The sequence below is a fragment of the Flavobacterium sp. GQ95 genome (assembly GCF_059758655.1).
In genome coordinates this window covers 22,173-47,872 of sequence record NZ_JCAXEB010000016.1, presented here as the reverse complement: position 1 = coordinate 47,872, position 25,700 = coordinate 22,173, and the positions used below count along the sequence as shown (strand labels likewise).

General features: G+C 32.9%; 22 protein-coding genes. 11 read left to right on the top strand and 11 right to left on the bottom strand.

Annotated elements, in window-relative coordinates; genetic code table 11:
• Window positions 1-38: 38 nt before the first annotated feature.
• On the bottom strand, window positions 39-293 hold the full coding sequence (locus AC6CH4_RS23005; protein WP_026984106.1) for a type B 50S ribosomal protein L31: 255 nt from the start codon (window positions 291-293) through the stop codon (window positions 39-41).
• Between the two features lie 248 nt (window positions 294-541).
• Here AC6CH4_RS23005 and AC6CH4_RS23000 point away from each other — a divergent pair, with 248 nt between their 5' ends.
• The 5 genes from AC6CH4_RS23000 to AC6CH4_RS22980 all read left to right on the top strand — a co-directional run bounded on the left by AC6CH4_RS23000 (window position 542) and on the right by AC6CH4_RS22980 (window position 6,552).
• Complete coding sequence (locus tag AC6CH4_RS23000) at window positions 542-1,072, top strand: DUF4199 domain-containing protein (protein ID WP_192187285.1); 531 nt, start codon at window positions 542-544, stop codon at window positions 1,070-1,072.
• A gap of 8 nt (window positions 1,073-1,080) precedes the next feature.
• Complete coding sequence (locus AC6CH4_RS22995; protein WP_072974458.1) at window positions 1,081-2,028, top strand: glycosyltransferase family 2 protein; 948 nt, start codon at window positions 1,081-1,083, stop codon at window positions 2,026-2,028.
• Between the two features lie 126 nt (window positions 2,029-2,154).
• On the top strand, window positions 2,155-3,882 hold the full coding sequence (locus AC6CH4_RS22990; protein ID WP_498107305.1) for a phospho-sugar mutase: 1,728 nt from the start codon (window positions 2,155-2,157) through the stop codon (window positions 3,880-3,882).
• An 82-nt stretch (window positions 3,883-3,964) separates the two neighbouring features.
• Complete coding sequence (locus AC6CH4_RS22985; protein WP_498107163.1) at window positions 3,965-5,794, top strand: ABC transporter ATP-binding protein; 1,830 nt, start codon at window positions 3,965-3,967, stop codon at window positions 5,792-5,794.
• A gap of 56 nt (window positions 5,795-5,850) precedes the next feature.
• Window positions 5,851-6,552, top strand: a complete 702-nt coding sequence (locus tag AC6CH4_RS22980) for a DUF2971 domain-containing protein (RefSeq protein ID WP_498107161.1) — start codon at window positions 5,851-5,853, stop codon at window positions 6,550-6,552.
• 178 nt (window positions 6,553-6,730) lie between these two features.
• Here AC6CH4_RS22980 and AC6CH4_RS22975 read toward each other — a convergent pair whose 3' ends face one another.
• The 3 genes from AC6CH4_RS22975 to AC6CH4_RS22965 form a co-directional block, all read right to left on the bottom strand.
• Window positions 6,731-7,453 carry a hypothetical protein gene (locus tag AC6CH4_RS22975; protein WP_498107159.1) on the bottom strand — a complete coding sequence of 241 codons (723 nt, stop codon included), beginning with the start codon at window positions 7,451-7,453 and terminating at the stop codon, window positions 6,731-6,733.
• Between the two features lie 156 nt (window positions 7,454-7,609).
• Entirely contained in the window at window positions 7,610-10,072 is a 2,463-nt protein-coding gene (locus AC6CH4_RS22970) for a TonB-dependent receptor plug domain-containing protein (protein ID WP_498107157.1), read from the bottom strand.
• An 11-nt stretch (window positions 10,073-10,083) separates the two neighbouring features.
• A complete protein-coding gene (locus tag AC6CH4_RS22965) occupies window positions 10,084-11,766 on the bottom strand; it encodes a M23 family metallopeptidase (RefSeq protein ID WP_498107155.1) in 1,683 nt (560 codons plus the stop codon).
• Between the two features lie 179 nt (window positions 11,767-11,945).
• Here AC6CH4_RS22965 and AC6CH4_RS22960 point away from each other — a divergent pair, with 179 nt between their 5' ends.
• From AC6CH4_RS22960 to rny, 3 genes are all read left to right on the top strand, one after another.
• Entirely contained in the window at window positions 11,946-12,236 is a 291-nt protein-coding gene (locus tag AC6CH4_RS22960; RefSeq protein WP_026984115.1) for a coiled-coil domain-containing protein, read from the top strand.
• Window positions 12,237-12,242: 6 nt separating this feature from the next.
• Complete coding sequence (locus AC6CH4_RS22955) at window positions 12,243-12,536, top strand: cell division protein ZapA (RefSeq protein WP_012022231.1); 294 nt, start codon at window positions 12,243-12,245, stop codon at window positions 12,534-12,536.
• A gap of 207 nt (window positions 12,537-12,743) precedes the next feature.
• Complete coding sequence (gene rny, locus AC6CH4_RS22950) at window positions 12,744-14,306, top strand: ribonuclease Y (RefSeq protein WP_498107153.1); 1,563 nt, start codon at window positions 12,744-12,746, stop codon at window positions 14,304-14,306.
• Window positions 14,307-14,380: 74 nt separating this feature from the next.
• Here the strand turns inward: rny and AC6CH4_RS22945 are convergent, their stop codons facing one another.
• The 4 genes from AC6CH4_RS22945 to AC6CH4_RS22930 form a co-directional block, all read right to left on the bottom strand.
• Complete coding sequence (locus AC6CH4_RS22945; RefSeq protein WP_498107151.1) at window positions 14,381-15,907, bottom strand: sensor histidine kinase; 1,527 nt, start codon at window positions 15,905-15,907, stop codon at window positions 14,381-14,383.
• Between the two features lie 142 nt (window positions 15,908-16,049).
• Window positions 16,050-16,946, bottom strand: coding sequence for a site-specific tyrosine recombinase XerD (gene xerD, locus AC6CH4_RS22940; protein WP_498107149.1), 897 nt, complete (start codon window positions 16,944-16,946; stop codon window positions 16,050-16,052).
• A gap of 79 nt (window positions 16,947-17,025) precedes the next feature.
• Complete coding sequence (locus AC6CH4_RS22935) at window positions 17,026-17,607, bottom strand: porin family protein (RefSeq protein WP_498107147.1); 582 nt, start codon at window positions 17,605-17,607, stop codon at window positions 17,026-17,028.
• Between the two features lie 195 nt (window positions 17,608-17,802).
• Complete coding sequence (locus AC6CH4_RS22930) at window positions 17,803-18,312, bottom strand: hypothetical protein (protein ID WP_498107145.1); 510 nt, start codon at window positions 18,310-18,312, stop codon at window positions 17,803-17,805.
• A gap of 512 nt (window positions 18,313-18,824) precedes the next feature.
• Here AC6CH4_RS22930 and AC6CH4_RS22925 point away from each other — a divergent pair.
• The 3 genes from AC6CH4_RS22925 to AC6CH4_RS22915 all read left to right on the top strand — a co-directional run bounded on the left by AC6CH4_RS22925 (window position 18,825) and on the right by AC6CH4_RS22915 (window position 22,533).
• Window positions 18,825-19,385, top strand: a complete 561-nt coding sequence (locus tag AC6CH4_RS22925) for a porin family protein (protein ID WP_498107143.1) — start codon at window positions 18,825-18,827, stop codon at window positions 19,383-19,385.
• Between the two features lie 132 nt (window positions 19,386-19,517).
• The gene (gene aroQ / locus AC6CH4_RS22920) at window positions 19,518-19,931 is read left to right on the top strand and encodes a type II 3-dehydroquinate dehydratase (RefSeq protein WP_498107141.1); all 414 of its coding nucleotides are present in this window, start codon (window positions 19,518-19,520) and stop codon (window positions 19,929-19,931) included.
• A 112-nt stretch (window positions 19,932-20,043) separates the two neighbouring features.
• The gene (locus AC6CH4_RS22915; RefSeq protein ID WP_498107139.1) at window positions 20,044-22,533 is read left to right on the top strand and encodes a DUF5686 and carboxypeptidase regulatory-like domain-containing protein; all 2,490 of its coding nucleotides are present in this window, start codon (window positions 20,044-20,046) and stop codon (window positions 22,531-22,533) included.
• A gap of 147 nt (window positions 22,534-22,680) precedes the next feature.
• Here the strand turns inward: AC6CH4_RS22915 and AC6CH4_RS22910 are convergent, their stop codons facing one another.
• The 3 genes from AC6CH4_RS22910 to AC6CH4_RS22900 form a co-directional block, all read right to left on the bottom strand.
• Window positions 22,681-23,556 carry a cation diffusion facilitator family transporter gene (locus AC6CH4_RS22910; protein ID WP_498107137.1) on the bottom strand — a complete coding sequence of 292 codons (876 nt, stop codon included), beginning with the start codon at window positions 23,554-23,556 and terminating at the stop codon, window positions 22,681-22,683.
• Window positions 23,557-23,569: 13 nt separating this feature from the next.
• Window positions 23,570-24,883 (bottom strand): UDP-N-acetylglucosamine 1-carboxyvinyltransferase, encoded by a 1,314-nt coding sequence (gene murA, locus AC6CH4_RS22905; protein WP_498107135.1) that lies wholly within the window; start codon window positions 24,881-24,883, stop codon window positions 23,570-23,572.
• Window positions 24,884-24,976: 93 nt separating this feature from the next.
• Window positions 24,977-25,699 carry a DUF4290 domain-containing protein gene (locus tag AC6CH4_RS22900; RefSeq protein WP_056195845.1) on the bottom strand — a complete coding sequence of 241 codons (723 nt, stop codon included), beginning with the start codon at window positions 25,697-25,699 and terminating at the stop codon, window positions 24,977-24,979.
• Window position 25,700: the final 1 nt, after the last annotated feature.

Here is a 25,700-nt window from a genome sequence, read left to right as displayed (position 1 = left end):
TTCCAATTGGAAGGCTTTTATATGAATAAAAACAGTTATTAGTTTTTAACGTGTTTTGCGTATTTAGTTTTAAATTTATCAATACGTCCTGCAGTATCGATAAGTTTAGATTTACCAGTATAAAAAGGGTGAGATGTTCTAGAAATCTCCATTTTTACAACTGGATACTCAACTCCGTCAACTTCAATTGTTTCTCTTGTATCTGCAGTAGATTTAGTGATAAAAACTTCGTCATTTGACATGTCTTTAAATGCAACTAATCTGTAATTTTCTGGGTGAATTCCTTTTTTCATCTTTTCTTTTATTTATTGTTTAGAGCATTTTTATTTTGAAGCTTTTCCATGGTTAGAAAAAGGTGTAAACAAAGGATACTCTTTTTTGTTTAAAAATTTAATTATTTTTGAGTGTGCAAATTTACAATTCTTTTTTAATAAACAAACATTTAGCTCATTTTTTTTAATGAAATTCAAAAAGCTTTTTTTATCTGCGATTATATTGGGAATTGCTATATTTGTGGATTAATTTTAAAACATATAGAAATATGATTAATGAAGTTATAAAAAAGAACGGGATTACTTACGGTGTAATGATTGGAATTGCATCTGCTTTAATAACTGCAACTATCTATGCGGTTGATTTAAATTTGTTCACGGCATGGTGGATGGGATTAATAGGAATCGCTATCAGCTTAACTATTTCTATCATTTTACTTTCTAAAACAAAGAAAGAATTAAATGGCGTTTTTAGCTTTAAAGAAGCTTTTACTACTTATTTTATTGCTGCAGTAATCGGGATTCTGATTTCTACTCTTTTTAATATTATTCTATTTAATGTTATTGACCCGGGTGCGAAAGACACTTTAAGTGAGTTAATGATTAAATATACTGTAGGAATGATGCAAAAATTTGGATCACCAGCTTCAGTTATTAATGAAACTATTGCAAAAATGAAGCTAAGCAATCCATATTCTACTTTAGAATTAATAAAAGGATCTGTTTTTGCGATCGTAATAAGTGCAATTTTCGGTTTAATTTTCGCGGCATTTTTTAAAAGCAAAACTACACAAGAATAAAAAAATAAATGAATTTATCTATACTTATACCGCTTCTAAACGAGGAGGAATCACTGCAAGAACTCTATTCGTGGATTATTAAAGTGATGCAATCTAACAATTACTCTTATGAAATCATTTTTGTAGATGATGGTAGTACAGATGATTCTTGGAATATTATTGAAAGTTTTTCAAACGAAAACCCAAATGTAAAAGGAATTCGTTTCATGAAGAATTTTGGAAAATCACAGGCTTTGCACGCTGGTTTCGCAAAAGCAAAAGGTGATGTCATTATTACAATGGACGCCGATTTGCAAGACAGTCCGGACGAGATTCCAGGGTTATATGAAATGATTACCAAAGAAAAATTTGATTTGGTTTCAGGTTGGAAAAAGAAACGTTACGATTCTGTCGTGGCAAAAAACCTTCCTTCAAAATTATTTAATTGGGCTGCCAGAAAAACTTCAGGAGTTGAATTGAATGATTTTAATTGTGGCTTAAAAGCATACAAAAATACAGTTGTAAAAAACATCGAAGTATCTGGCGAAATGCACCGATATATTCCCGTTTTGGCAAAAAATGCCGGCTTTAATAAAATTGGCGAAAAAGTTGTAATTCACCAGGCCAGAAAATATGGTGAAACCAAATTTGGCATGGATCGTTTTATCAACGGTTTTCTTGATTTGATTACGATTTGGTTTTTATCAAGATTCGGAAAAAGACCAATGCACTTATTTGGTTTATTAGGATCCATTATGTTTATGATTGGATTTTTATTAGCTTTATACTTAGGAATCGATAAATTATTTATCCACAAAACCAGCCGTTTAATTACTGAAAGACCTCATTTCTATTTATCAATAACATCAATGATAATAGGAACTCAACTATTTTTGGCCGGATTTTTAGGAGAAATTATTTTGAGAACCAAAAGCAATGAAGCACGTTATAAAGTTGCCCGAGAGGTTAATTTTTAATACAAACCCCTAGCCCTGACGGGAGGAAAAATTCTTTAGTGTCCGCCACGGCGGACACTAAAGACTGGAATGACAGCATTAAATAGCTCCTTAAAATTATTATTTAAATATAAAAAGATACGAATGATGAATATAGCACCAAATATTTTAAATGCTGTAAACGAATGGCTGACCCCAACATTTGACAAAGAAACACAAGCGGCCGTTAAAGAATTAATGACCACATCGCCTAAAGAACTTGAAGAGAGTTTCTATAAAAATCTTGAATTTGGAACTGGCGGAATGCGTGGTGTTATGGGCGTTGGAAACAACAGAATTAACAAATATACACTTGGAAAAAACACTCAGGGTTTATCTGATTACTTACATGAAGTTTTTCCAAATCAGCCTTTAAAGGTTGTTATTGCTTATGATTGTCGTCATAATAGTAATACGCTGGCTAAAGTTGTAGCTGATGTTTTCTCTGCAAACGGAATCCAGGTTTATTTATTCTCAGATTTACGACCGACTCCGGAATTGTCTTTTGCACTTAAATATTTAGGCTGTCAATGTGGAATTGTTCTTACAGCTTCACATAATCCACCGGAATACAATGGATACAAAGTCTATTGGCAAGATGGTGGACAAATTGTTCCGCCGGAAGATGCTGCAATTATAAAAGTAATCGAAAACCTAGGTTACGATAAAATTAAATTCAACGCAAACGAAAGTCTGATTGAATATATTGATACTGAAATTGACAAAGCTTTTATAAAATCATCTATAGAAAATGCCAGTTTTAATACTCCGGCCGAGGCGAAAGACAATTTACAGATTGTATTTACCTCATTACACGGAACTTCTATAAAATCTGTTCCTGATACATTATCACAGGCTGGTTACAAAAATGTACATATTGTACCAGAACAAGCTATCCCTGATGGAGATTTCCCAACGGTAAAATCCCCAAATCCGGAAGAACCTGAAGCTTTGACAATGGCTTTGGCTTTGGCTGATAAAACAAACTCAGATATCGTTGTTGGAACTGATCCTGATTGCGACCGTTTAGGTGTTGCCGTTAGAAATAACGACGGAAAAATGATTTTGCTTAACGGAAATCAATCCATGGTTTTAATGACTTCCTTCTTGCTAAAACAATGGAAAAAAGCCGGAAAAATTAACGGAAAACAATTCGTTGGTTCTACAATCGTTTCGACTCCAATGATAATGGAATTAGCGACAAGTTATGGTGTTGAATGCAAAGTGGGTTTAACAGGTTTTAAATGGATTGCCAAAATGATTAAAGATTTCCCGGAACTTCAATTTATTGGAGGTGGCGAAGAAAGCTTTGGTTTTATGGTTGGCGATGCTGTAAGAGATAAAGATGCAGTTGCTGCTACATTACTAATATGTGAAGTTGCTGCTCAGGCAAAATCTGCAGGAAGTTCTGTTTATAAAGAACTTTTACAACTTTATGTAGAACATGGTTTTTACAAAGAATATTTGGTTTCATTGACCAAAAAAGGAATGGAAGGTTTACAGGAAATTAATCAGATGATGATTGATTTACGTCAAAATCCTTTGAAAGAAATCAACGGACAACGTGTAATTATGGTTGAAGATTATGACTCATCAATTGCATTAAATCTATTGACTGGTGAAGAATCAACAATGGATATACCAAAATCAAATGTATTGATTTATTATACTGAAGACGGTTCTAAAATTTGTGCAAGACCAAGTGGAACTGAGCCAAAAATTAAATTCTACATTAGTGTAAATGCAGAATTAGAATCAGTTCAGGATTTTGATGCTGCTGAGAGTTTCTTAGATCAGAAAATAGAGAATATCATTGCAGGAATGCAGTTGAAATAAACAGAATAAAAAATACTTTTTAAAAATAAACCCGACATTGTTTAAAAACTGTCGGGTTTTAATGGTAAAATAACAACCTATAATGAGTAATTTCAAAAAAATAGTTCCTTTTATATATCCGTATAAAAAATACGCATTCCTAAACATCTTTTTTAATGTTTTGTATGCACTTTTCAGCACACTTTCGTTTGTTGCTTTAATACCAATGCTTCAGGTATTATTTGACCAAACAAAGGCTAGAAAGGTAAAACCCGTATATCAAGGAATTTTAAAACTCCAGCAATATGGAGAGGATTATTTAAGCTATTACATCACCACAACAAAAGGCAATCACGATCCTGGCTACATTCTATCTATAATGGTAGCGATTATAATTTCTATATTCTTATTAAAAAACTTAGCAGATTATTTAGCCATGTTTTTCATCACCTTTTTGCGAAATGGTGTTTTAAAAGATATGCGAAATGCGTTGTATAAAAAAACACTGGAACTTCCTTTGGCTTTTTATTCTGAGAAAAGAAAAGGAGATGTTATTTCCAGAATTTCTGCCGATGTAAATGAGGTTCAAAACTCATTTTTAGCCATATTGGAACTTATTGTAAAAGAACCATTGACAATAGCTTTTACCATAACAACAATGCTAATTATTAGCACCAAACTAACGTTGTTCGTTTTTATTTTTATTCCTGTATCCGGTTATATTATTTCATTAATTGGAAAACAACTTAAAAAACAATCGACTAAAGCACAGCAAGAACAAGGTACTTTTTTATCTACTATTGAAGAAACTATTGGCGGATTGAAAGTCGTAAAAGGATATAATTCTGAAAACTACTTTAATACAGTTTTTCAAAATTCAACTGAACGCTTTTTTACTTTATCTAACAGCATTGGCAATCGCCAGAATTTAGCTTCTCCTGCGAGTGAGTTTATGGGAATTACTGTTATTGCAATTTTATTATGGTATGGAGGACAAATGGTTTTGATCGACAAAACGCTGAGCGGCCCTTCATTTATTGCCTATATGGGATTAGCTTATAACATTCTAACACCTGCAAAAGCAATTTCTAAAGCATCCTACGGAGTAAAAAGAGGAAATGCCGCCGCCGAACGTGTTCTTGAAATTTTGGAACAGGAAAACACTATTACTTCAAAAGATAATGCAGTTGAAAAAACAACTTTCGATAACACTATAACAGTTCAGAATATTAACTTTAAATATGAAGACGAAACGGTTTTAAAAGACTTTTCACTTGAAATTAAAAAAGGGCAGACTGTTGCACTTGTTGGACAATCAGGAAGTGGAAAAAGTACCATTGCAAACTTACTAACCCGTTTTTATGATGTGAATGACGGAACAATTTCGATTGACGGAATCAACATCAAAGACATGAATTTACAGTCACTTCGCAGTTTGATGGGACTAGTTACACAAGACAGTATTTTATTTAATGATACTATCAAGGCTAATATTGCGTTAGGAAAATTAGACGCTACTGATGATGAAATTATTGAAGCATTGAAAATCGCCAACGCTTTTGAATTTGTAAAAGAATTGCCTTTAGGAATTTACACCAATATTGGCGATAGCGGAAACAAACTTTCGGGTGGACAAAAACAACGTCTATCTATTGCCAGAGCAGTATTGAAAAACCCACCAATTATGATTTTGGATGAAGCAACATCAGCATTGGATACGGAAAGTGAAAAATTTGTTCAGGTTGCACTTGAAAACATGATGCAAAACAGAACTTCAATTGTAATTGCACATAGACTTTCAACTATTCAAAAAGCCGATGTCATTGTCGTAATGCAAAAAGGAAAAATAGTTGAACAAGGAACCCACGACGAACTAATTGCACATAACGGCACTTATAACAAATTGGTGACGATGCAGTCTTTCGAGTCATAAGTCAATCTTGCTATGAGCCTTTACGACTTTACTCCTTTGAACCTTAAAAAACAAATATGTATCTCAATAATCCGAACATAAAACTTCCAGATGATCCGGATACAATTGTTTGGAAATACTTAGACTTGTCTAAATTTCTTGATTTATTATTATCTAAGAAATTATTCATGTCTCGTTCTGACAAGTTCGAAGATCAGTATGAAGGTACATTTAGCGAACCTACTTTTGAAGAAATCAAGAAACTTGCCATTGATAATCCCGACTTTTTAAAATACTATAAAACACAACGTGAGCAAGTCGCTATAAGCAGCTGGCATATTAACGAATATGAATCGTTTGCCATGTGGCAGATTTTCACTCAAAACAGTGAAGGATTAGCGATTCAATCGACAATTGGAAGATTACAGAAAGCATTGAAACCGGAAAATAACTTTGATCAGTATATTGGCGAAGTAAATTATATCGACTATAAAAAAGAATACATTCCGTTTGATGATTTATTTTTCCCGTTTTTGTTTAAGCGAAAAAGTTTTCAATACGAGCGTGAAGTTCGTATTATTACAGACACCTCAAAAAGCACCATAAAACTGAATGACGGATTAAAAATCAATGTTGATATCAATCAATTGATCGAAAAGATATACATTCATCCAAAATCGGAAAACTGGTATAAAAAACTCGTTATTGAATTGGTAGAACGATTAGGATTTGGGTTTGAAATTGAAAAATCTGATTTAGAAAGCGATATTTTGATTTAGATTTTAAAGCTGCTAAGGTTCTAAGATACTAAGATGCTGAGCTTTTTTAAGCTACAATTATAATATTAAAAAAAATACTTTTCAACTCTACGATAAAAGAAAGCCAGTTAAAAATTAATTTTTAACTGGCTTTTATGCACAAAGATTTAAAACCTTAGAATCTTAGTATCTCAGTACCTTAGATCGGTTTATAATTTTTAATTTCCCATTTTTTAGCGGCCAAATCAATGTAGTTATAATGCAAGACATCGTTTTTATCGAATTGACCATTTTGGTTGGTATCTTCAATAGTTCTGAAATAAATACGATTTTTAGATTCGATCAGACTCCAATCTACTAATTCCTGAAGATCCGGTGAAACCTTAGTGAAATTTTCTCCGCTAATATCACTTAAATACAATGTTTTAATATCACCTGTGTCAATTTTTCCATCTTTATTGGTATCAGAATCAGTTAGAGTGTACACCATAATTTTGTTCAGAGTACGATCTGCAACTGCTTTTAAATAAGTAGCCGTTAAAATTAAAATTGGTTTATCAGAAAGAGGACGAATAGAATCTGAGTCAATTTTTTGAAATTTCAGGTTTTGTAAATAACCTGTAATTTCAAATTCGCCCAGGTTTGAAATAGTAAAACTAACATCATTTACACTCGATGATCCGTAACGTGCTTTTGTTCCTCTTTCAAAAACTCTCAAATCTCCAACAGGATGAATTAAATAATTCGTTCCTTCCATCTGAATTGGCAAATCTGCCACTTCTATCTGGGTAGAATCTGTTTTAGTTAACACTTTTGCCTTATTTGAAGCATCATAAATCACTTTTGGCTTCTGAGCATCGTCTTTACAACTCACTACTGTTCCGATGATTACTAAGGCGATATATTTTAGATAGTTTTTCATTTATGCGAATTATATTGGAATATCAAATATAGTATTTTTGATTGTATTATTTATTGTTATTGAATTTTCTCAAAATGGCAATATATCCTATAATTTCTAAAACGCAAGAAACTCTTTTCTTATTGCCGAAGTTCATTTTTAACTTCATTTATTCCCTTACAACCTCGCATTAATTTTCACATTAAAAACTCTTGAAGTCATGTAATTCGGAATCGCATACTCATTTTTTGAATACACATCCCGAACCCAGGTATTAGTAATTGCATTTTGATTATTGAAAAGATTAAAAATCTCAAATCCAACAGATAATTCTTTAAAACCTTTTAACCAATTTGCTTTAGCAGTTTTGGTACTGGCATCAACAAAAACTTTAGCAAAACCAACATCTGCCCTTCTGTAATCGTTTAATCTGTTTTGATACAAATACGGATCTGAATAAGCCGGTGCGCCGCCTGGCAAACCGGTATTGTAAACCAAATTCAGATACAATTTCACACTTGGAATATTCGGCATATAATCCTGAAATAACATGGCAAATTTCAAACGTTGGTCTGTTGGTCTGGCAATATAGCCTTTGTTTTCGTAGTTTTCCTCTGTTTTCAAATAACCAAAACTAACCCAGGATTCAGTTCCCGGAACAAATTCTCCGTTCAGTCTAAAATCTAAACCTTGAGCATATGCTTTTGCATTGTTATTGGCTATATATCGAATTCGGACATTGTCTATTGAATAGACATTTACATCAGAAAGTGATTTATAATAGAGTTCTGTAACCCATTTAAAAGGGCGATTCCATATCTTGAAATTATAATCATTACTCAAAACGATATGTATTGATTCCTGAGCTTTCACATTCGGATTTACAATTCCATTTATATCACGAAGTTCTCTATAAAAAGGTGGCTGATGATATATTCCTCCGGAAAGTCTGAAAACCATATCCACATCCCAATCTGGTTTAATCGCAAACTGAGCACGCGGACTAAAAACAATTTGATTTTTACCTTCAACAGCAGCACCAGAAACATCCCAGCTCTGAAAACGAGCACCAACATGATACCAAACCTGATTAGAACCGATTTCTGTTTTCTGATTCCATTGTGCATAACCTGCAATTCTGTTTATAGTATTAAAATTTATTGCACGAACATCCTGATATGGCAAAAGTGGTCCTGTATACGGTTGATAAGGCTGATTATTTTTTGGCAAAATAACCAAAGGAGGATTTATAGAAAATCCCGCCGAATCAATTACTTCCCACTCTACAACCCTATCACGAATGGATTCTCTGGTATATTTTAAACCAAATTCTAACTGACTGTCATTTTTTTTCCATTCCTTAAAACCTTTAATTTCAATATTCGCAATTAAAGCGTCCAAATCATTTCGCGCATGATTAAGCTGAGAACCAATTCCACGTGTAAAATCAATTGCATCAGGTTCCCCGTCCTCCGTAACATTTCCTAAACGATATTGTGCCAAAATATCAAAATGTTCCTTTTCTGTTGTGTGGAACAAGGAGCCTATTAGCTTTAAAGTGAAATCCGGAGAAACTTTATAAGTAGTTTTCAGCGCTCCAAAATAAGTATCATATTGATCTTTCTCTTGTCCTTCATAATAAACATTCAGCTCCATTGGCTGGTCTATTGTTCCGAATCTCGTTTCTCTGGTTAAAGGTTGATATAAATATTTATTCTGAGAAATATTTCCTAAAAAACTCATTTGCCATTTTTTAGAAATATCATAGGTAATGTTCGTTTGAATATCAGCAAAAGTTGGTGTATAATTCGTTTCCGTATCCTGACTATTGACAAGCAAACTATTATTTCGATAACGAACTCCGGTTACTGCAGACCATTTTTTATTTTTAGAAACCAAATCAACTGCGGCACTTGCGCCCAATAAACTGGCTTCAAAAGCAGCACCAAATTGTGTTGGTTTTCGGTAGGTAATATCTAAAACAGAGGATAATTTATCTCCAAATTTAGCTTCAAATCCTCCTGCCGAAAAATCGACATTCTGAACCAAATCGGTATTTGTAAAACTTAATCCTTCTTGTTGTCCAGAACGAATTAAAAAGGGACGATAGACTTCGACTTCATTGACATAGACTAAATTTTCATCATAATTTCCACCCCGAACTGCATATTGCGTACTTAATTCATTATTAGAATTTACTCCTGGCAATGTTTTCAAAATATTTTCGATTCCTACATTTGCTCCGGGAATCTTTTTGATTGTCGCAACATCTATTGTCGTAATTCCCTGAACTCGTTTTTTATTTTTAGAAGATACAAATACTTCTCCCATTTGCTCTTCAGAATTACTCATTACCGGATTAAAAACGAAAACTTCATTTGGTTTTAAACTCACTGTAAGACTCATCATTTTTAAAGAAATATGAGTAAAAATCAAGGAGATTTTTTTATGCGAAGGGATTTCAATTTCAAAAAAACCATTTGAATCTGACTGCGCCACATTTCCTAAACCTGCAATATTTACATCTGAAACAGGACGGTTTTCCTGATCTAAAATAATACCTTTTACATGCGCATTCTGAGCAAATGAAACACAGCTGCATAGAAAAAGGAAAACAAATATTAACTTACGATGGCTCAAATGTTGTGGTTTTATTTTTGTTGACTTCTAAAAAAATGAGTTTCAAAGATAGCAGAATTACCCACATTATCAATCACTTCAATTTTTAAATCATTTGCTCCTTCAGCTAACAAGGCATCATCAAACTTGTGCGTTATTTTTCTGGTTTTGTTGTCATATTCAAACAAAACCCAGTTTCCGTTTAAATATCCATTGTACGATTTAATTCCAGATTGACTATCACTTATTGTAAATTGAATTGCTTTCATATCGCTGATCCATTTATCCTGAATTGGTTTTGCAATTTTAATAATTGGAGCGATTGTATCGAGCACCAAACCAAATTGTCCTAAAATTTTAGATTTAGCTGTAAAAACATCATTTTTCCTAGTTGTTGCGTTATAACTGCCGTTTCTTCCAATAAAAACTTTATCCCGTAATGCCTCTGAATAGGTACTGTCTTTTATTGTAATTGTGAAATTAGAATGAACCGGAACAACATCATCATGAATATAGATTTTGTTATTCCTTACATCGAAATTCAGATTAAAATCATCATAAAAGGTTCCTGCCGGAAAAAACACCGACATATTATCTTTTTCAAAATTATAATCTTTATTGACCTTTATGAAATATTTAGAGGCTATTGGCTCTGCATTTATAACCGGTGTTTCGATATCATACTCAATTGGAACCGTAATTGTACTTAAATTTCCAAAATAATCTGAAACTTCAATTCGATAGGTGGAGGCCAAATTCGGCTCGACCGGAATAATTCCACGAAGCGAATCCGTTTTTATAATACTCAACGCAAAAGGTGTTTTCATGAAAAGCTTCTGTACACGCTGTCCTGATTTTTTATATTTAGCATAATCAATCAACGCATTTACATAACGCATTTCATCAAACGAATAGGTGTTGAACTGGTAATTGTAATTTTGATTTCCGTTAACGAGAGTCGATACGTTAAAAACTCCATTTTTATTTCCCGAGACATCATCGAAATCAACCGTATTAATTCCGAAGCCAATTTTTCCATTTGCTTTTACTTTACTTGCCAAATAGGTTCCGTCTTTTTGAAGGGAAACATACAACAACAAAGGCTGTTTGGATTGGTTAACTGTTGTATTATCCATTGGATAAACATATAAACTCGAAATAGTTGGTTTTTTAGTGTCTTTTATATTTTTATCAAATCCAAAAAACATCGGATTAATCACAAACTCCGTTTTTGTATCTCTAATTTCAAAATGCAAATGGGGTCCTTCAGACGAACCTGTATTACCAGAAAGCGCAATTAACTGTCCTTTTGTAACAGGTAATTCCCCAGGTTTTGGAAACATTTCAATTTCGAATGCTTTTTCTTTGTAATGTGTTTGATTAACATAATGCTGAATCTCACCAAGTGTAGTTTGCAAATGCCCGTATACCGAAGTAAAGCCATTTGGATGTGTTATATAAATGCACTTACCATTACCAAAAGTAGAAATTTTTATCCTTGATACATATCCATCTGCTACTGCATAAACATTCAATCCTTCCCTTTGATTGGTTTTTAGATCGAAACCCGCGTGAAAATGATTCGGCCTCAACTCACCAAAATTACCCGATAGCTGCATCGGAATGTCTAGTGGCGGATCAAAATAATCTTTAGGATATTGAGCCTGAGCAAAAATAAACTGGCAAAATAACAGGGTAAGTACTGAAAATCTCATAAGCAACATTTTTGCTAAGATAAAAAAATAACAGGCGAAAACCGATCAGAATAAGACAAAAATACAATTGATTGAATTTCATTTATTTGTCTATTTTTAATGCAAAAAAATCGATAAAAAATTGCATTAATAAAAAGGAATACTAACTTTGTATGATTAAGTAATGAATAGGATTTATAATGAGTGTAATTGCCGAAATAATTGATACTCTTGAATATAAAGTCGAAAAGCTTTTTGAAAAATCAAAAGGCCTGGAGAAAAACAATCAGGAATTACGATTACAATTAGCCAAAGCTGCGCAAATCATCCAGAAACAATCTGAAGAAATGGAGGCTTTGAAAAAGCAATATGACACACTTAAAATAGCCAATTCGTTGCTCGGCAGCGACAATAACAAGAGAGAGACAAAGCTTAAAATAAATTCATTAATTCGCGAAATTGATTACTGTATAGCGCAACTATCAGATTAGAAAAACATGGACGGAAAGCTTAGAATTAAAATATCAATTGCAGACCGCGTTTACCCATTAACGGTTGAACCCGCTCAGGAAGAAGGACTTAGAAGTGCTTCTAAAAAAATTGATGCTATGATTAAGCAATTCGAAGAAAGTTACGCGGTTCGTGACAAACAAGATGTATTGGCTATGTGTGCATTGCAATTTGCATCACAGGTTGAACAAAAACAAATTGATAACGCAATCGATGGCGAAGAAACCATCGAAAGAATTAAAAGATTAAATTCGCTATTAGATCAATATCTCGAAAATTAAACGTTCTTTACAGAAACTAAGATACTGCCTACATTAGTTCACAATTGGTAAACTCAACACTAACAATTTAGAATGAGCAAATCGTCGCTACTATAGTATGCCATGCTTCGGCTTGGAAACTTGAACAGTGAGTTAGCTCAAAACTTGTCTTTACGAGTTTATTCAAGCAATTAATGTAGGCTTTTTTATATATAAATTTAAACAAACATGGACATCATAACGATCATTATTTCAGGTATTATAGGTATTGCAGCAGGTTTTGGAATAGCTAAAATTATCGAAAAAAGTAATATTTCTAATCTCATAAAAAACGCAAAAAAAGAAGCATCTTCCATTTTAAAAGATGCTAATTTAGAAGCAGAAAATATTAAAAAAGATAAAATCCTTCAGGCAAAAGAACGCTTTATCGAATTGAAAGCAGAACACGAACAAGTTATTTTGGCCAGAGACAAAAAAGTTGCTGAAGTAGAAAAAAGAGTTCGCGATAAAGAATCACAAATATCAAATGAGCTTTCAAAAGCTAAAAAAGTAAATGATGATTTCGAAGCTAAAACTTTAGAATACGATAACAAAATTGAGGTTTTAGACAAAAAACAAGCTGAAGTTGACAAACTACATAAAAGCCAACTACAACAGCTGGAAGTAATTTCAGGACTTTCTGCTGAAGAAGCAAAAGAACAATTAGTGGAAGGTCTAAAAGCTGAAGCTAAGAGCAAAGCTATGTCTCATATTCAGGACACTATTGAGGAGGCAAAACTTACTGCGCAACAAGAAGCTAAGAAAATTATCATCAATACTATTCAGCGAGTTGGAACAGAAGAAGCAGTAGAAAATTGCGTTTCTGTATTTAATATTGAATCTGATGATGTAAAAGGTAGAATCATTGGACGTGAAGGTCGTAACATTAGAGCTCTTGAAGCTGCAACCGGAGTTGAAATCATTGTTGATGATACACCGGAAGCTATTATCCTTTCTTGTTTTGATCCGGTTCGTAGAGAAATTGCTCGTTTGTCACTACACAAATTAGTAACTGACGGACGTATTCACCCGGCAAGAATTGAAGAGGTTGTTGCTAAAACAGCTAAACAAATCGACGACGAAATTATTGAAGTTGGTAAACGTACTGTAATCGACTTAGGAATTCATGGATTACATCCTGAATTAATAAAAGTAGTTGGTAGAATGAAATACCGTTCTTCTTACGGACAAAACTTATTACAACACTCAAGAGAAGTTTCTAAACTTTGTGGTATCATGGCAGCCGAATTAGGCTTAAACGTAAAATTAGCAAAAAGAGCTGGTTTACTTCACGATATTGGAAAAGTACCAGATACTGAAAGTGATTTACCACACGCTTTATTGGGTATGCAATGGGCTGAGAAATATGGTGAAAAAGAAGAAGTTTGCAACGCAATTGGAGCTCACCACGATGAGATTGAAATGAAATCATTGTTATCACCTATTATTCAGGTTTGTGATGCTATTTCAGGAGCAAGACCAGGAGCAAGACGCCAGGTTTTAGATTCTTATATCCAACGTTTGAAAGATCTTGAAGAAGTAGCTTACGGATTTACTGGTGTAAAAAATGCTTATGCAATTCAGGCTGGTAGAGAGCTTCGCGTAATCGTAGAGAGTGAAAAAGTTTCTGATGACAATGCAGCTAACTTATCTTTCGAGATTTCACAAAAAATCCAGACTGAGATGACTTATCCAGGTCAGGTTAAAGTAACAGTAATTAGAGAAACCAGAGCAGTTAATATTGCGAAGTAATCTCCTATCTTTATAAAAATGCAAAGGCTATCTCAAAAAGATAGCCTTTGCATTTTTATATTAAATTTCAACCCTTAAAGATCACCAAATATAATCTTAAAACTCGTTCCCACTCCTACTTCACTTTCAACAGAAATACTTCCTTTCATGGCTTCTATTTGATTTCTGGTAATATACAAGCCAATTCCACGTGCTTCTTCATGTTTATGAAAGGTTTTATACATACCAAATAATAAATCGCCATGCACGGCCAAATCAATACCCAAACCATTATCTGTAATTTTTAATGATTTTTGACCTTCAGGTTCAATGGCAAAATCAAAAACAACAATAGGATCCCGATCCGGATGAGCATATTTAATAGCATTTGTGGTAAAATTCAACAAAACACTTTCCAGATACGCAGGGTTAAAATTAATAGTTAAATAATTCGGGACATTATTCACAACTGTAACATTCTTCTGCTTATCATATCCTTTTATCGTTGTTATTGTTTTTTCTATATACTCACAAAGTTTCAAAGGAACAACAGCAATATTAATATTGCTTTGTGTTTTTACAATTTGAGTTAAATTCGAAATAGTATCATTCAAATCATTAGAAACCGTTCTTAAATGCAATAACATTTCGCTAACAGTTTGCTTATCTACATCGGCATCAATAAAGTCCAAAATAGATTTTATGTTTCCCGCCTGAGTATTTAAATTGTGCGAAACAATATGCGAAAAATTGAGCAAACGACTATTTTGGTCACTATATAATTTCATCGTTTTTATAATCTCTAACTCTTTTTCTTTCTGCAAAGAAACATCTGTATGCGTTCCTAACACACGTAACGGTTTTCCGTTTTCATCACGCATAATTACTTTTCCGCGATCCAGAATCCATTTATAATTACCGCTTGAAGTCATTACACGATGGTAATTTTCGTAATAAGGTATTTTATTATCAAAGTGTTCCTGAATATCGGAGTAATATTTTGGAAGATCATCGGGATGGACAATTTTATCCCAACGCTCAGGATCATCAAAAATATCTGTTGATTCTAATTCCAGAATTTTAAGTGATAATGAAGAATAGAAAACACTATTAGTAACCATATCCCAATCCCAAATACCAACTGTTGAGGCATCAAGGGCAAACTGAAATCGCTCTTCAGAAATACGCAATTTTTCTTCCTTATCCTTTAATTCAGTGATATCGGAAACATGTCCAAAAAAGCTAATACTATCACTGTCAGCAGAAGACTTTTCGGTTTTAGATGAGATCTTAAACCAACGCAAACCTTTCTTTGGCAAAACTGCTCTGAATTCTACTTCCCAGGGTTTTACTTGTTTACGCGCATTAACTAAAGATTGAAAAAAAAGCTCCCTGTCAGAAGGAAAAATTCTGTCGTATATAATGAGTTTAATATCATTTGTAAACTCTCTAGCAGAAATCTCAAAAATATCATCAGCAGATTTACTGACAAGTGGAAAAGAGTAATTATTGTCTTTGTCTATTATAAACTGAAAAAGTAAATCGGGCATTTCGGCCAACAATTTTTTATAAAAATTATTAACTTCCAGACAATCCTCATTCTCATATAAATCAAAAACCATATAACACTTTTTATGTAATTTGAATGATTAAATCATTTTCTAGATCAAAAAGATGCAGTTCGTCGATAATATCTGCATTTAATAGAAATTATCATACAAGATATTAATTTTTTAAGATAAAAAAGTATCGCTTCAAAAAAAATTATTTTCTGGGATGAAACGAATGCATGACTTCTTTTAAAAAACTTCTATCTAAATGTACATAAATTTCTGTAGTTGTAATTGATTCGTGACCAAGCATTAATTGAATGGATCTTAAATCGGCACCATTTTCTAGTAAATGGGTTGCAAAAGAATGACGCAAAGTATGCGGGCTAATATTTTTCTTCAAACCAATTTTTACAACCAAATCTTTTATAATAGTAAAAATCATTGCACGTGTTAATTGATTTCCTCTTCGATTCAAAAACAGAGTGTCTTCACAGCCTTTTTTAATGGTTACATCACCTCGAATTTCATTCTGATAAATCTGTATGTACTTTTGTGTCAATTTCCCAATCGGAACAAAACGCTCCTTATTTCCTTTTCCGGTTATTTTTATAAATCCTTCATCAAAAAACAAATCAGAAATTTTGAGAGAAACGAGTTCTGAAACCCGAAGCCCGCAACCATACAAAGTTTCCAGCATAGCACGATTTCGTTCACCTTCATTCGAACTTAAATCGATTGCTGCAATCAACGCATCAATTTCCTGAACCGCCAAAGTATCCGGTAATTTACGGCCTGTTTTTGGAGTTTCAATTAATTCCAAAGGATTATCAACTCTATAATCTTCAAAGACTAAATAATTAAAAAAACTTTTTAATCCGGAAATAATACGTGCCTGAGAACGTGGATTTACTTCTTTTGAAACTGCGTAAATGAATTGCTGTACCGTTTCATCAGTAATTTTCAATGGAGAAACTTCTATTTTATTCACTTCTAAAAAAAGGCAAAGCCGCTCAATATCGAAACCATAATTTTCGATAGTATTCTTAGACAAACCTCTTTCGATTCGCAAATACGATTGATAATCTTTAATGTATTTGTTCCAATTCATATTTACAAAGTAAGTGATTTTTAGGCATAAAAAAACCTCCCTGAATTTAGGAAGGTTTTAATATCTATTAGAAAAGGTATTAGAATTTATAAGCCAAATACAACGCAAGGTTACTATTTTTAGCACTGTCATAATAATCATCTGCATCATCAATATCGTTATCAGACAGAGGAGATAAACCAATAGTATAACGAAGCCCGGCTGAAAAATTATCAGTAAAATTATATCCAGCTCCTAGGTTAAAACCAAAATCTACTGATCTGGTAAAATCCTTAACATCTTCACCATCCGTTTTAGCCGATAATAAAAGACCTAATTGCGGACCAGCTTCAACACTAAATTTATTTTCTATAATATAGTATTTAGCCAATACCGGAATATTTAAATAATTAAGTTTAAAATCAGCATCATTTCCAAAAGCACCGTCAAATTTAGCACCTTGAGTCGAAAACAAAAGCTCCGGTTGTATAAAAAATTTCTCAACGACGTGAATCTCTGCTAAACCTCCGATATGAAAACCTACTAGAGATTTTGTATTATCGACATCTCCGCCAACCACATTAGAAATATTAAGACCTCCTTTTATTCCAAACCTTGTTTGTTGAGCATTTGCAAATCCAAATGTCATTACTGCAATCGCAACTAAAAAAAATTTTTTCATTTTTATTTGATTTTGAGTTAAAATTAATATGTCAAATATAAAAATATACTTAATAAAATTTAATCTTTTGATTAATAAATTATTAAACAATTCAATTTATACTTTTTGGAAAAATTTAAATCTTCCACTGAATATTGTAGAGAGATAAAAAAACCTTCCAAGATTTAGAAGGTTAAAATATTTGATTTTAATAGCTTAAAATTTATAATTGAATCCTAAGTTTATTGAAGAAAAAGTTCCTTCGTTAGAGATTCCCTTATATGCAGCATATAATTCTATTTTTTCGTTTTGGTAACCAAATTTTGGTTGGTATAAAAACCCTCCGTCTGCTCCGTCACCACTACCAACATAAATAGCATATCCTAAATCTGCTCCTACAAATAAATTATCTGTAATTGAATATTGTGCTGTTCCTGCAACTGGAATAAAACCTGCATCGTCTGCTTTTAATTCAACTTCTCCCATTCCGAAATTATAAGTTTGGCTTTTAGCAAAATACCTTGTATAACCAGTGGTTACACCCGCAGTAAACTTATCCGCTACGTTCCAAAGGTAAGCAGCATCGACACCTAAATTCACAGAAGCAGCATCCTTAATATCGCCTAATGGCAAACCAACATGTGCTCCAACTTTAAAGTGACCATCCTGAGCATTTGCAAATCCAAATGCCATAACTGCGATTGCAGATAAAATAATTTTCTTCATTTTTATTTTTTTTTGGTTATAATTAATATGGTCAAATATAAAATTATACTTAATAAAAAATCATTTGCGTTTTAACAAATAAAGCAGTAAATAGAGCTAAAATCTTACGGAATATAAACCACGCCACAGCCATTAAAAATACTGGAAAAGGTCAATTTCACACTTTTCATTCAACAGAAAAACGTAAAAATCAGGAATAACTTATAACTCAAAAATTGTTATTTTTTTTACAATTTAGGTTTAATACAGCAAAATATAGGTTAAAAATACACCAGATAAATCTTAAATAATTTAAAAAAAAATGAAATCTAATTCTTAATAAATAAAAATTTAACACAACTATAATATATAAGAATAACACTCTTAAAAAGAGGTTATTAAATAGTCATTTTAAATAATCATGAGAATTTTATTAATTATTTAATGTAAAACATAAAACAATAAATTCTTAATTCTGTAGTTTTGACTAATAGATAACATTTAAAATAATACCAATTTTTAAAAACAATTTTATGAAAAAGATACTTTTAGCAGCTGTACTGTTCATCGCAACATCAGCTACAATACAAGCCCAATTACTACAAATCGGTGTTAAAGCAGGGGTAAATTTCGCAAGTCAAACAGGAGATGCATCCATGCAAGGTGTAGCATTTGACAAAGATGGTATCACAAGCTACCATGCAGGTCTTGTTGCAGAAATTAAGTTATTAGACAAATTTTCAGTTCAACCAGAGCTTTTATATTCTACTCAGGGAGCAACTTACAAAAATGCAGTTGACGAATTTAAAAATGAACTTGGTTATTTATCTATTCCGGTAATGGCTAAATTTTATCTAACTGATTCATTTAGTTTAGAAGTAGGACCACAAGCTTCTTTTCTATTAAGCGAAAAAAATGACTTCGATGTAGAAGATGCAGAAACATTTGAATTTGGACTAAATGCAGGAGTTGGATTTAAAATTACAAAAAACTTCTTCGTTCAGGGACGTTACGGTTTAGGATTAACAGAAGCTTCTAAAAATGCAGACGTAAAAAATTCAACTGTACAAATTTCAGCTGGATTCATGTTCTAAAAAAGAATATCACATAGTTTTATAAAAACCGTTCTATTAATTAGAACGGTTTTTTTATTTTTACACTGTTGTGAAATGTTTTCTGTAAAATGTAAAATGAATTCAAATCACTTAATAAAACTTAAATTACTTATGAAAATTTGCATCATCAACGGACCCAATTTGAATCTTTTAGGAAAAAGAGAACCGGAAGTTTACGGAAGCCAAACTTTTGAAGATTATTTTGAAAGATTGGAACATAAATTTCCAAACGTTGAACTTTCATACTATCAAAGTAATATTGAAGGCGAATTGATTGGAAAAATTCAGGAAGTTGGTTTTACTTTTGACGGAATCATTTTGAATGCAGGTGCTTACACACACACTTCTATTGGTATAGGCGATGCTATGAAAGCGATTACAACTCCGGTTATCGAAGTTCACATCTCCAATACTTATGCACGCGAAAGCTTCAGACACCAATCGTATTTATCTGGAAATGCAAAAGGAGTTATTTTAGGTTTTGGATTAAAAAGCTATGAATTAGCGATTCAGTCATTTTTGTAAAAAAGAGGCTTCTCGCGAAATTTCGGGGACACTTAGCCTGAAAATACAATTTAACAAATTATTAATAAGCTCGCTTTTAACTTATTCTATTTTTGTGAGAGAAAAAACTTTCATGAGAAACTATACTTTATTTGCCTTTTTATTTTTTTCGATTTCCAACTTTGCACAAATCAAAGGAACTATAACGGATGAAAAAGGAAATCCTTTGCCTTTTGTTTCTGTTCTTGAGGAAAATACTTATACTAGTACCACATCAAACGAGCAGGGAAATTATCAACTCAACGTAAAAGAAATTGGCAAAAACAAAATTACGTTTCAGTACCTAGGTTTTAAAACCCAAAAAACAGCAGTCTCTTCAAATTTAAAAACGGTAATTTTAGATATAAAACTTCAGGAAGAAAGTTTTGCACTAAATGAAGTGATCATTGATCCTAAAAACAATCCTGCCAACGCCATTATAAAAAGCGCGATTGCCAATAAAAAAGAAAATTCCGAAAAAACCTCACGCTACACTGCAGATTTCTATTCAAAAGGAATGTTTAAAGTTAAAGATCTTCCTAAAAAAATCCTTGGTCAAAAAGTCGATCTTGGCGAAGATATGGCGTCCAATTTAGATTCTACAGGAACTGGAATTTTATATTTATCAGAAACCATTTCGAAAATTTCTTTTGAAAAACCGAACAAATTAAAGGAGAAAATCATCGCTTCTAAAATCTCCGGAAACAATAAAGGCTACAGCTATAACACGGCCAGTTTATCAACTTATGATTTTTACGAAAATAATTTAGACTTCGACGTTAAACTCATCTCTCCTATTGCCGATAATGCTTTCAATTACTACAAATACAAATTGGAAGGAACTTTCTTTGACGACAACAATCAGCAAATCAATAAAATTAAAGTTATACCAAAACGAGATAAAGAGCCCGTTTTTGAAGGTTATATTTATATAGTTGATGATAGTTTTGCCATTTATGCGATAGATTTAGACATTAAAGGCTACCGAATGAAAAATGAATTTACTGAAATTATGACTTTAAAACAGAGTTTCAGTTATAATTCGAAGAATAAAATCTGGTCTAAAAATGCACAGACACTTTCGTTTAATGCGGGCATTTTTGGAATTAAATTCTCCGGGAAATTCAATTATGTTTATTCTAATTATGAATTTCCGGATTCATTTGAAAAGAAAACTTTTGGAAATGAAATTGTTGCTTTTGAAGCGAATGCCAATAAAAAAGATGATGCTTTTTGGAATGAGATTCGCCCAATTCCGTTGACTATTGAAGAAAGTGCCGATTACACCAAAAAAGACAGTTTACTGACAATTCGTAAATCTAGAAAATACACCGATTCAGTTGATGCCAAAAATAACAAATTTAAAGTTTGGGATGTTTTAATGGGTTACGATTATAAAAACACCTTCAAAAAATATTCTTTTGATTATAAAGGTCTACTAAACCTGACTTCATTAAGTTTTAATACCGTTCAGGGATTTAATTTTGATTCGGGTTTCTCTTTTAGAAAATGGAATGAAGAAGAAGGAAAAAGCACTTCTATAAGTACCACTTTTAATTACGGATTTTCAGACGAACGTTTTCGTGTTACCGGAGAATTCAGTCATAGATTCAACACTATCAATTACGCTACAATTTGGGGTTCCGGAGGAACAAAAACAGCGCAATTTAATGGTGCCGAGCCTATTAGTAAGTTTGTCAATTCTATAAGTTCTTTATTTTTTAAAGACAACTATATGAAGTTGTACAATTTAGAATTTGCTCAAATCAACTATTCTCAAGATGTTGCAAACGGAATAAATTTGAATGCAAAAGTGGCTTACGAACAACGAAAACCGCTTTTTAATACTACGGATTATTCTTTCTTTAAAAAAGATGATATTTATTCATCAAACAATCCATTAGCTCCAGACGACTTTACAGCTGCCGCTTTTGATCAGCATCATTTGTTTAAAACGGCTTTGACTGCCAGAATAAATTTCGGAAACAAATATATTTCAAGACCTGACGGAAGATATAATATTAAAGATGAAAAATATCCAACAGTATTTTTAGTTTTAGAAAAAGCTTTTGCTGCGAGTGAGAAAAAATATGAATTTGAAAGAATTGGTGCTTTTGTTCAATATGATTTATCGCTAGGAAACAAAGGTCTTTTGGGAATGAATTTCAGAGCCGGAAAGTTCTTTAATGCTGAAAATATCGCTTTTATAGATTACAGACATTTTAATGGAAATCAGACCCACATTGGAACAAGCGATCGTTATTTGAATGTCTTTAACTTAATGCCATATTACGCTAATAGCACAAATGACAGTTACTTTGAAATGCATTTGGAACATAATGATACCGGTTTTATAATGAATAAAATTCCACTATTGAATTTATTAAAATCAACGATGAATATTGGATTTCATTCGCTGGCAATTCCAGATAGAAAACCTTATTCTGAATTCACAGTTGGATTAGACAATTTAGGTTTTGGCAAATTTAAATTATTCAGAGTTGATTATGTTCATTCCTATCAAGGCGGGGTTCAGCAAAACGGGATTGTTTTTGGGCTAAAAATTTTGAATGTGTTGGATTAGATTTAACGCATTTTTGTCACAGAAGTGACAAAACTATATCGCAAAATAGAATCCGTTTATTCTTTTTAAAAAGAATAAACGGATTCTATTTTTACGTTTCAAAGAAAACCTCAGCAACTTAGAACCTTAGTACCTCAGAACCTCTTCTCAATGATAATCATCCGGTTCAATATGAATCAAAACGTTACCCAATTGAGGGATTTTTTCTTTTAAAGTATCCTGTAGTTTATGCGAAAGATCATGTCCTTCCTTCACTGAAATTTGTGCCGATACAATAGCATGAAGATCGACGTGGTATTTCATTCCGGCTTTACGAATAAAACATTTTTCTGTTCCTAAAATACCTTTAACCGTTAAGGCCTTAACACGAATTTCTTCAACCAAATCATCATTTAAATTTTCATCCATGATTTCGCCAAGTGCGGGTCTGAAAATCTTGTAACTGTTGTATAAGATAAAAAAAGCAGCAAAAAGTGCCGCCCAATCATCTGCTGATTCGTAACCTTTTCCCATAAACAGCGCGATCGAAATTCCGATAAACGCCGCTACCGAAGTAATTGCATCACTGCGATGATGCCAGGCATCTGCCGCTAATGACGAACTATTGGTTTGTTTGCTTCTTTTCATCACTACACGAAACGAATATTCTTTCCAGATAATTATAGCCCCTAAAACATACAATGTCCAGGATTTTGGTAAATCATGTGAAGTCTGAATATTGCCGATACTTTCGTAAGCAATAATTGTTGCCGAAGTAATTAAAAACCCAACAACCAAAAATGTAAATAAAGGTTCTGCGCGACCATGTCCATACGGATGATTTTCATCTGCCGGTTTATTCGAATATTTTATGCCAACTAAAACTAAAAAAGATGAAAATATGTCTGCAGTCGACTCAATCGCATCTGCAATCAAGGCGTAAGAATTGCCAAAAAAACCTGCTAGCCCTTTTAAAATGGCCAAGCAGGTGTTTCCAGCTATACTAAAAATAGTAGCTTTTATAGCTTTTTGTTCGTTTGTCATTTGAGACTTTTATCTATTCTCTTACGATTTTAGCACCAATAGCTCTCAAACGCTCATCGATACGCTCGTATCCACGGTCAATTTGTTCTATATTTTGAATTGTACTTGTACCTTTTGCAGAAAGAGCTGCAATTAACAATGAGATTCCGGCACGAATATCCGGAGATGACATTGTAGTCGCTTTTAGTTGAGATTCGAAATTATGTCCCATAACCACCGCTCTGTGCGGATCACATAACATAATTTTTGCTCCCATATCGATTAATTTATCCACGAAAAACAAACGGCTTTCAAACATTTTTTGGTGAATTAAAACATCTCCTTTTGCTTGCGTAGCCACAACCAAAACGATGCTCAACAAGTCAGGCGTAAATCCTGGCCAAGGTGCATCAGCAATAGTTAAAATAGAACCATCTATATCTGTTTTTACTTCGTACCCATCTTTGTGAGCAGGAATGTAAATATCATCACCACGTTTTTCGATCGTAATTCCTAATTTTCTAAAGGTATTCGGAATCAAACCTAAGTTTTCCCAACTTACATTTTTTATCGTGATTTCGCTTTTTGTCATAGCTGCAAGACCAATCCAGGAACCGATTTCAATCATATCTGGAAGAATTCTGTGCTCACAACCTCCAAGACTTTCAACACCTTCGATAGTCAATAAGTTTGAACCAACTCCGGTAATTTTAGCTCCCATAGAGTTCAACATTTTACACAATTGTTGCAAATAAGGTTCGCAAGCAGCGTTATAAACTGTAGTTTGTCCTTTTGCTAAAACAGCAGCCATAACAATATTTGCTGTTCCGGTTACAGAGGCCTCGTCAAGTAACATATCTGTTCCTTTCAATCCTTCTTCGGGAGTTTCTACTCCATAAAAGTGATCTTCTCTGTTATATCTGAATTTTGCTCCAAGATTAATAAAACCTTCAAAGTGTGTATCTAATCTACGGCGGCCTATTTTATCTCCACCTGGTTTTGGAATATATCCTTTTCCGAAACGAGCTAAAAGCGGTCCAACAATCATAATAGAGCCACGAAGCGCTCCGCCTTCTTTTTTGAAAGCTTCAGTTTCTAAATATCCAACATTAACCTCATCGGCCTGAAACGTAATCGAACCCGGTCCATTGCGTTGAATTTTAACCCCTAAATTACCCAACAAAGTGATTAATTTATTGATGTCAATAATATCGGGAATATTATTAATTGTTACTTTATCTCCTGTTAGAAGCACGGCACATAAAATTTGTAATGCCTCATTTTTTGCTCCTTGCGGAGTGATTTCTCCTTTTAAAGGAATTCCTCCTTCGATTTTAAAAATTCCCATATTCTTTTTTTAAGGTTCTGAGGTTCTGAGGTTCTAAGGTTCTGAGCTAAAAATCTTAGTAGCTTAGCATCTTAGTAGCTTAGCACCTTTTTTTTATTTCTGATTATTGTTTTTTTGAAAAGGTTTTGGTTTCCCCGGGCCTTTATTGTTTTTGTTGCTTTGGATTTTTGGTTGGCCTGGTGGTGTAATTTTATTCGACATACGTTTGTTGGTACGCAATAAATCAGTAGTATTTAAAAGCTCTTCTGTACTTTGCAACAAGTTAATTTTTCCGCCTGACAATTCAAATAAATGTTCAAAAATCACATCATCTTTTACCGTGTCTTTGTTCCAGCTTAAGTATGATTTTTTCATGTGATTGGCGATCACTAAAACCAATGCATTTTTCATTTCCCCATCTTCCCATTTATTGGCAACATCAATCATATATTTGATGTTGTTCCCATAAAATCTGTATTTAGGAAAGTTTTGAGGATATTGTAAAACATCTGGTTTTAACTGCAATACATCTCTTGATGGAATTGGATATGGCGATTCTACATCTAATTTAAAATCAGACATAATAAAAAGCTGATCCCATAATTTATGTTGAAAATCAGGAACATCACGCAAATGCGGATTCAGACTTCCCATCACCTGAATGATATATTTCGCGGCTTTATTGCGCGTCTCGGCATCTTCAATAATAGTAGCCTGATCAATCAGTTTTTGCAGATGACGACCATATTCAGGAATAAGTAAACGTTGTCTTTCAGAATTATATTCTAAGTTAAAAACAACGTCATTTGCGACTTCTTTTTTATATTTTTCGACCATA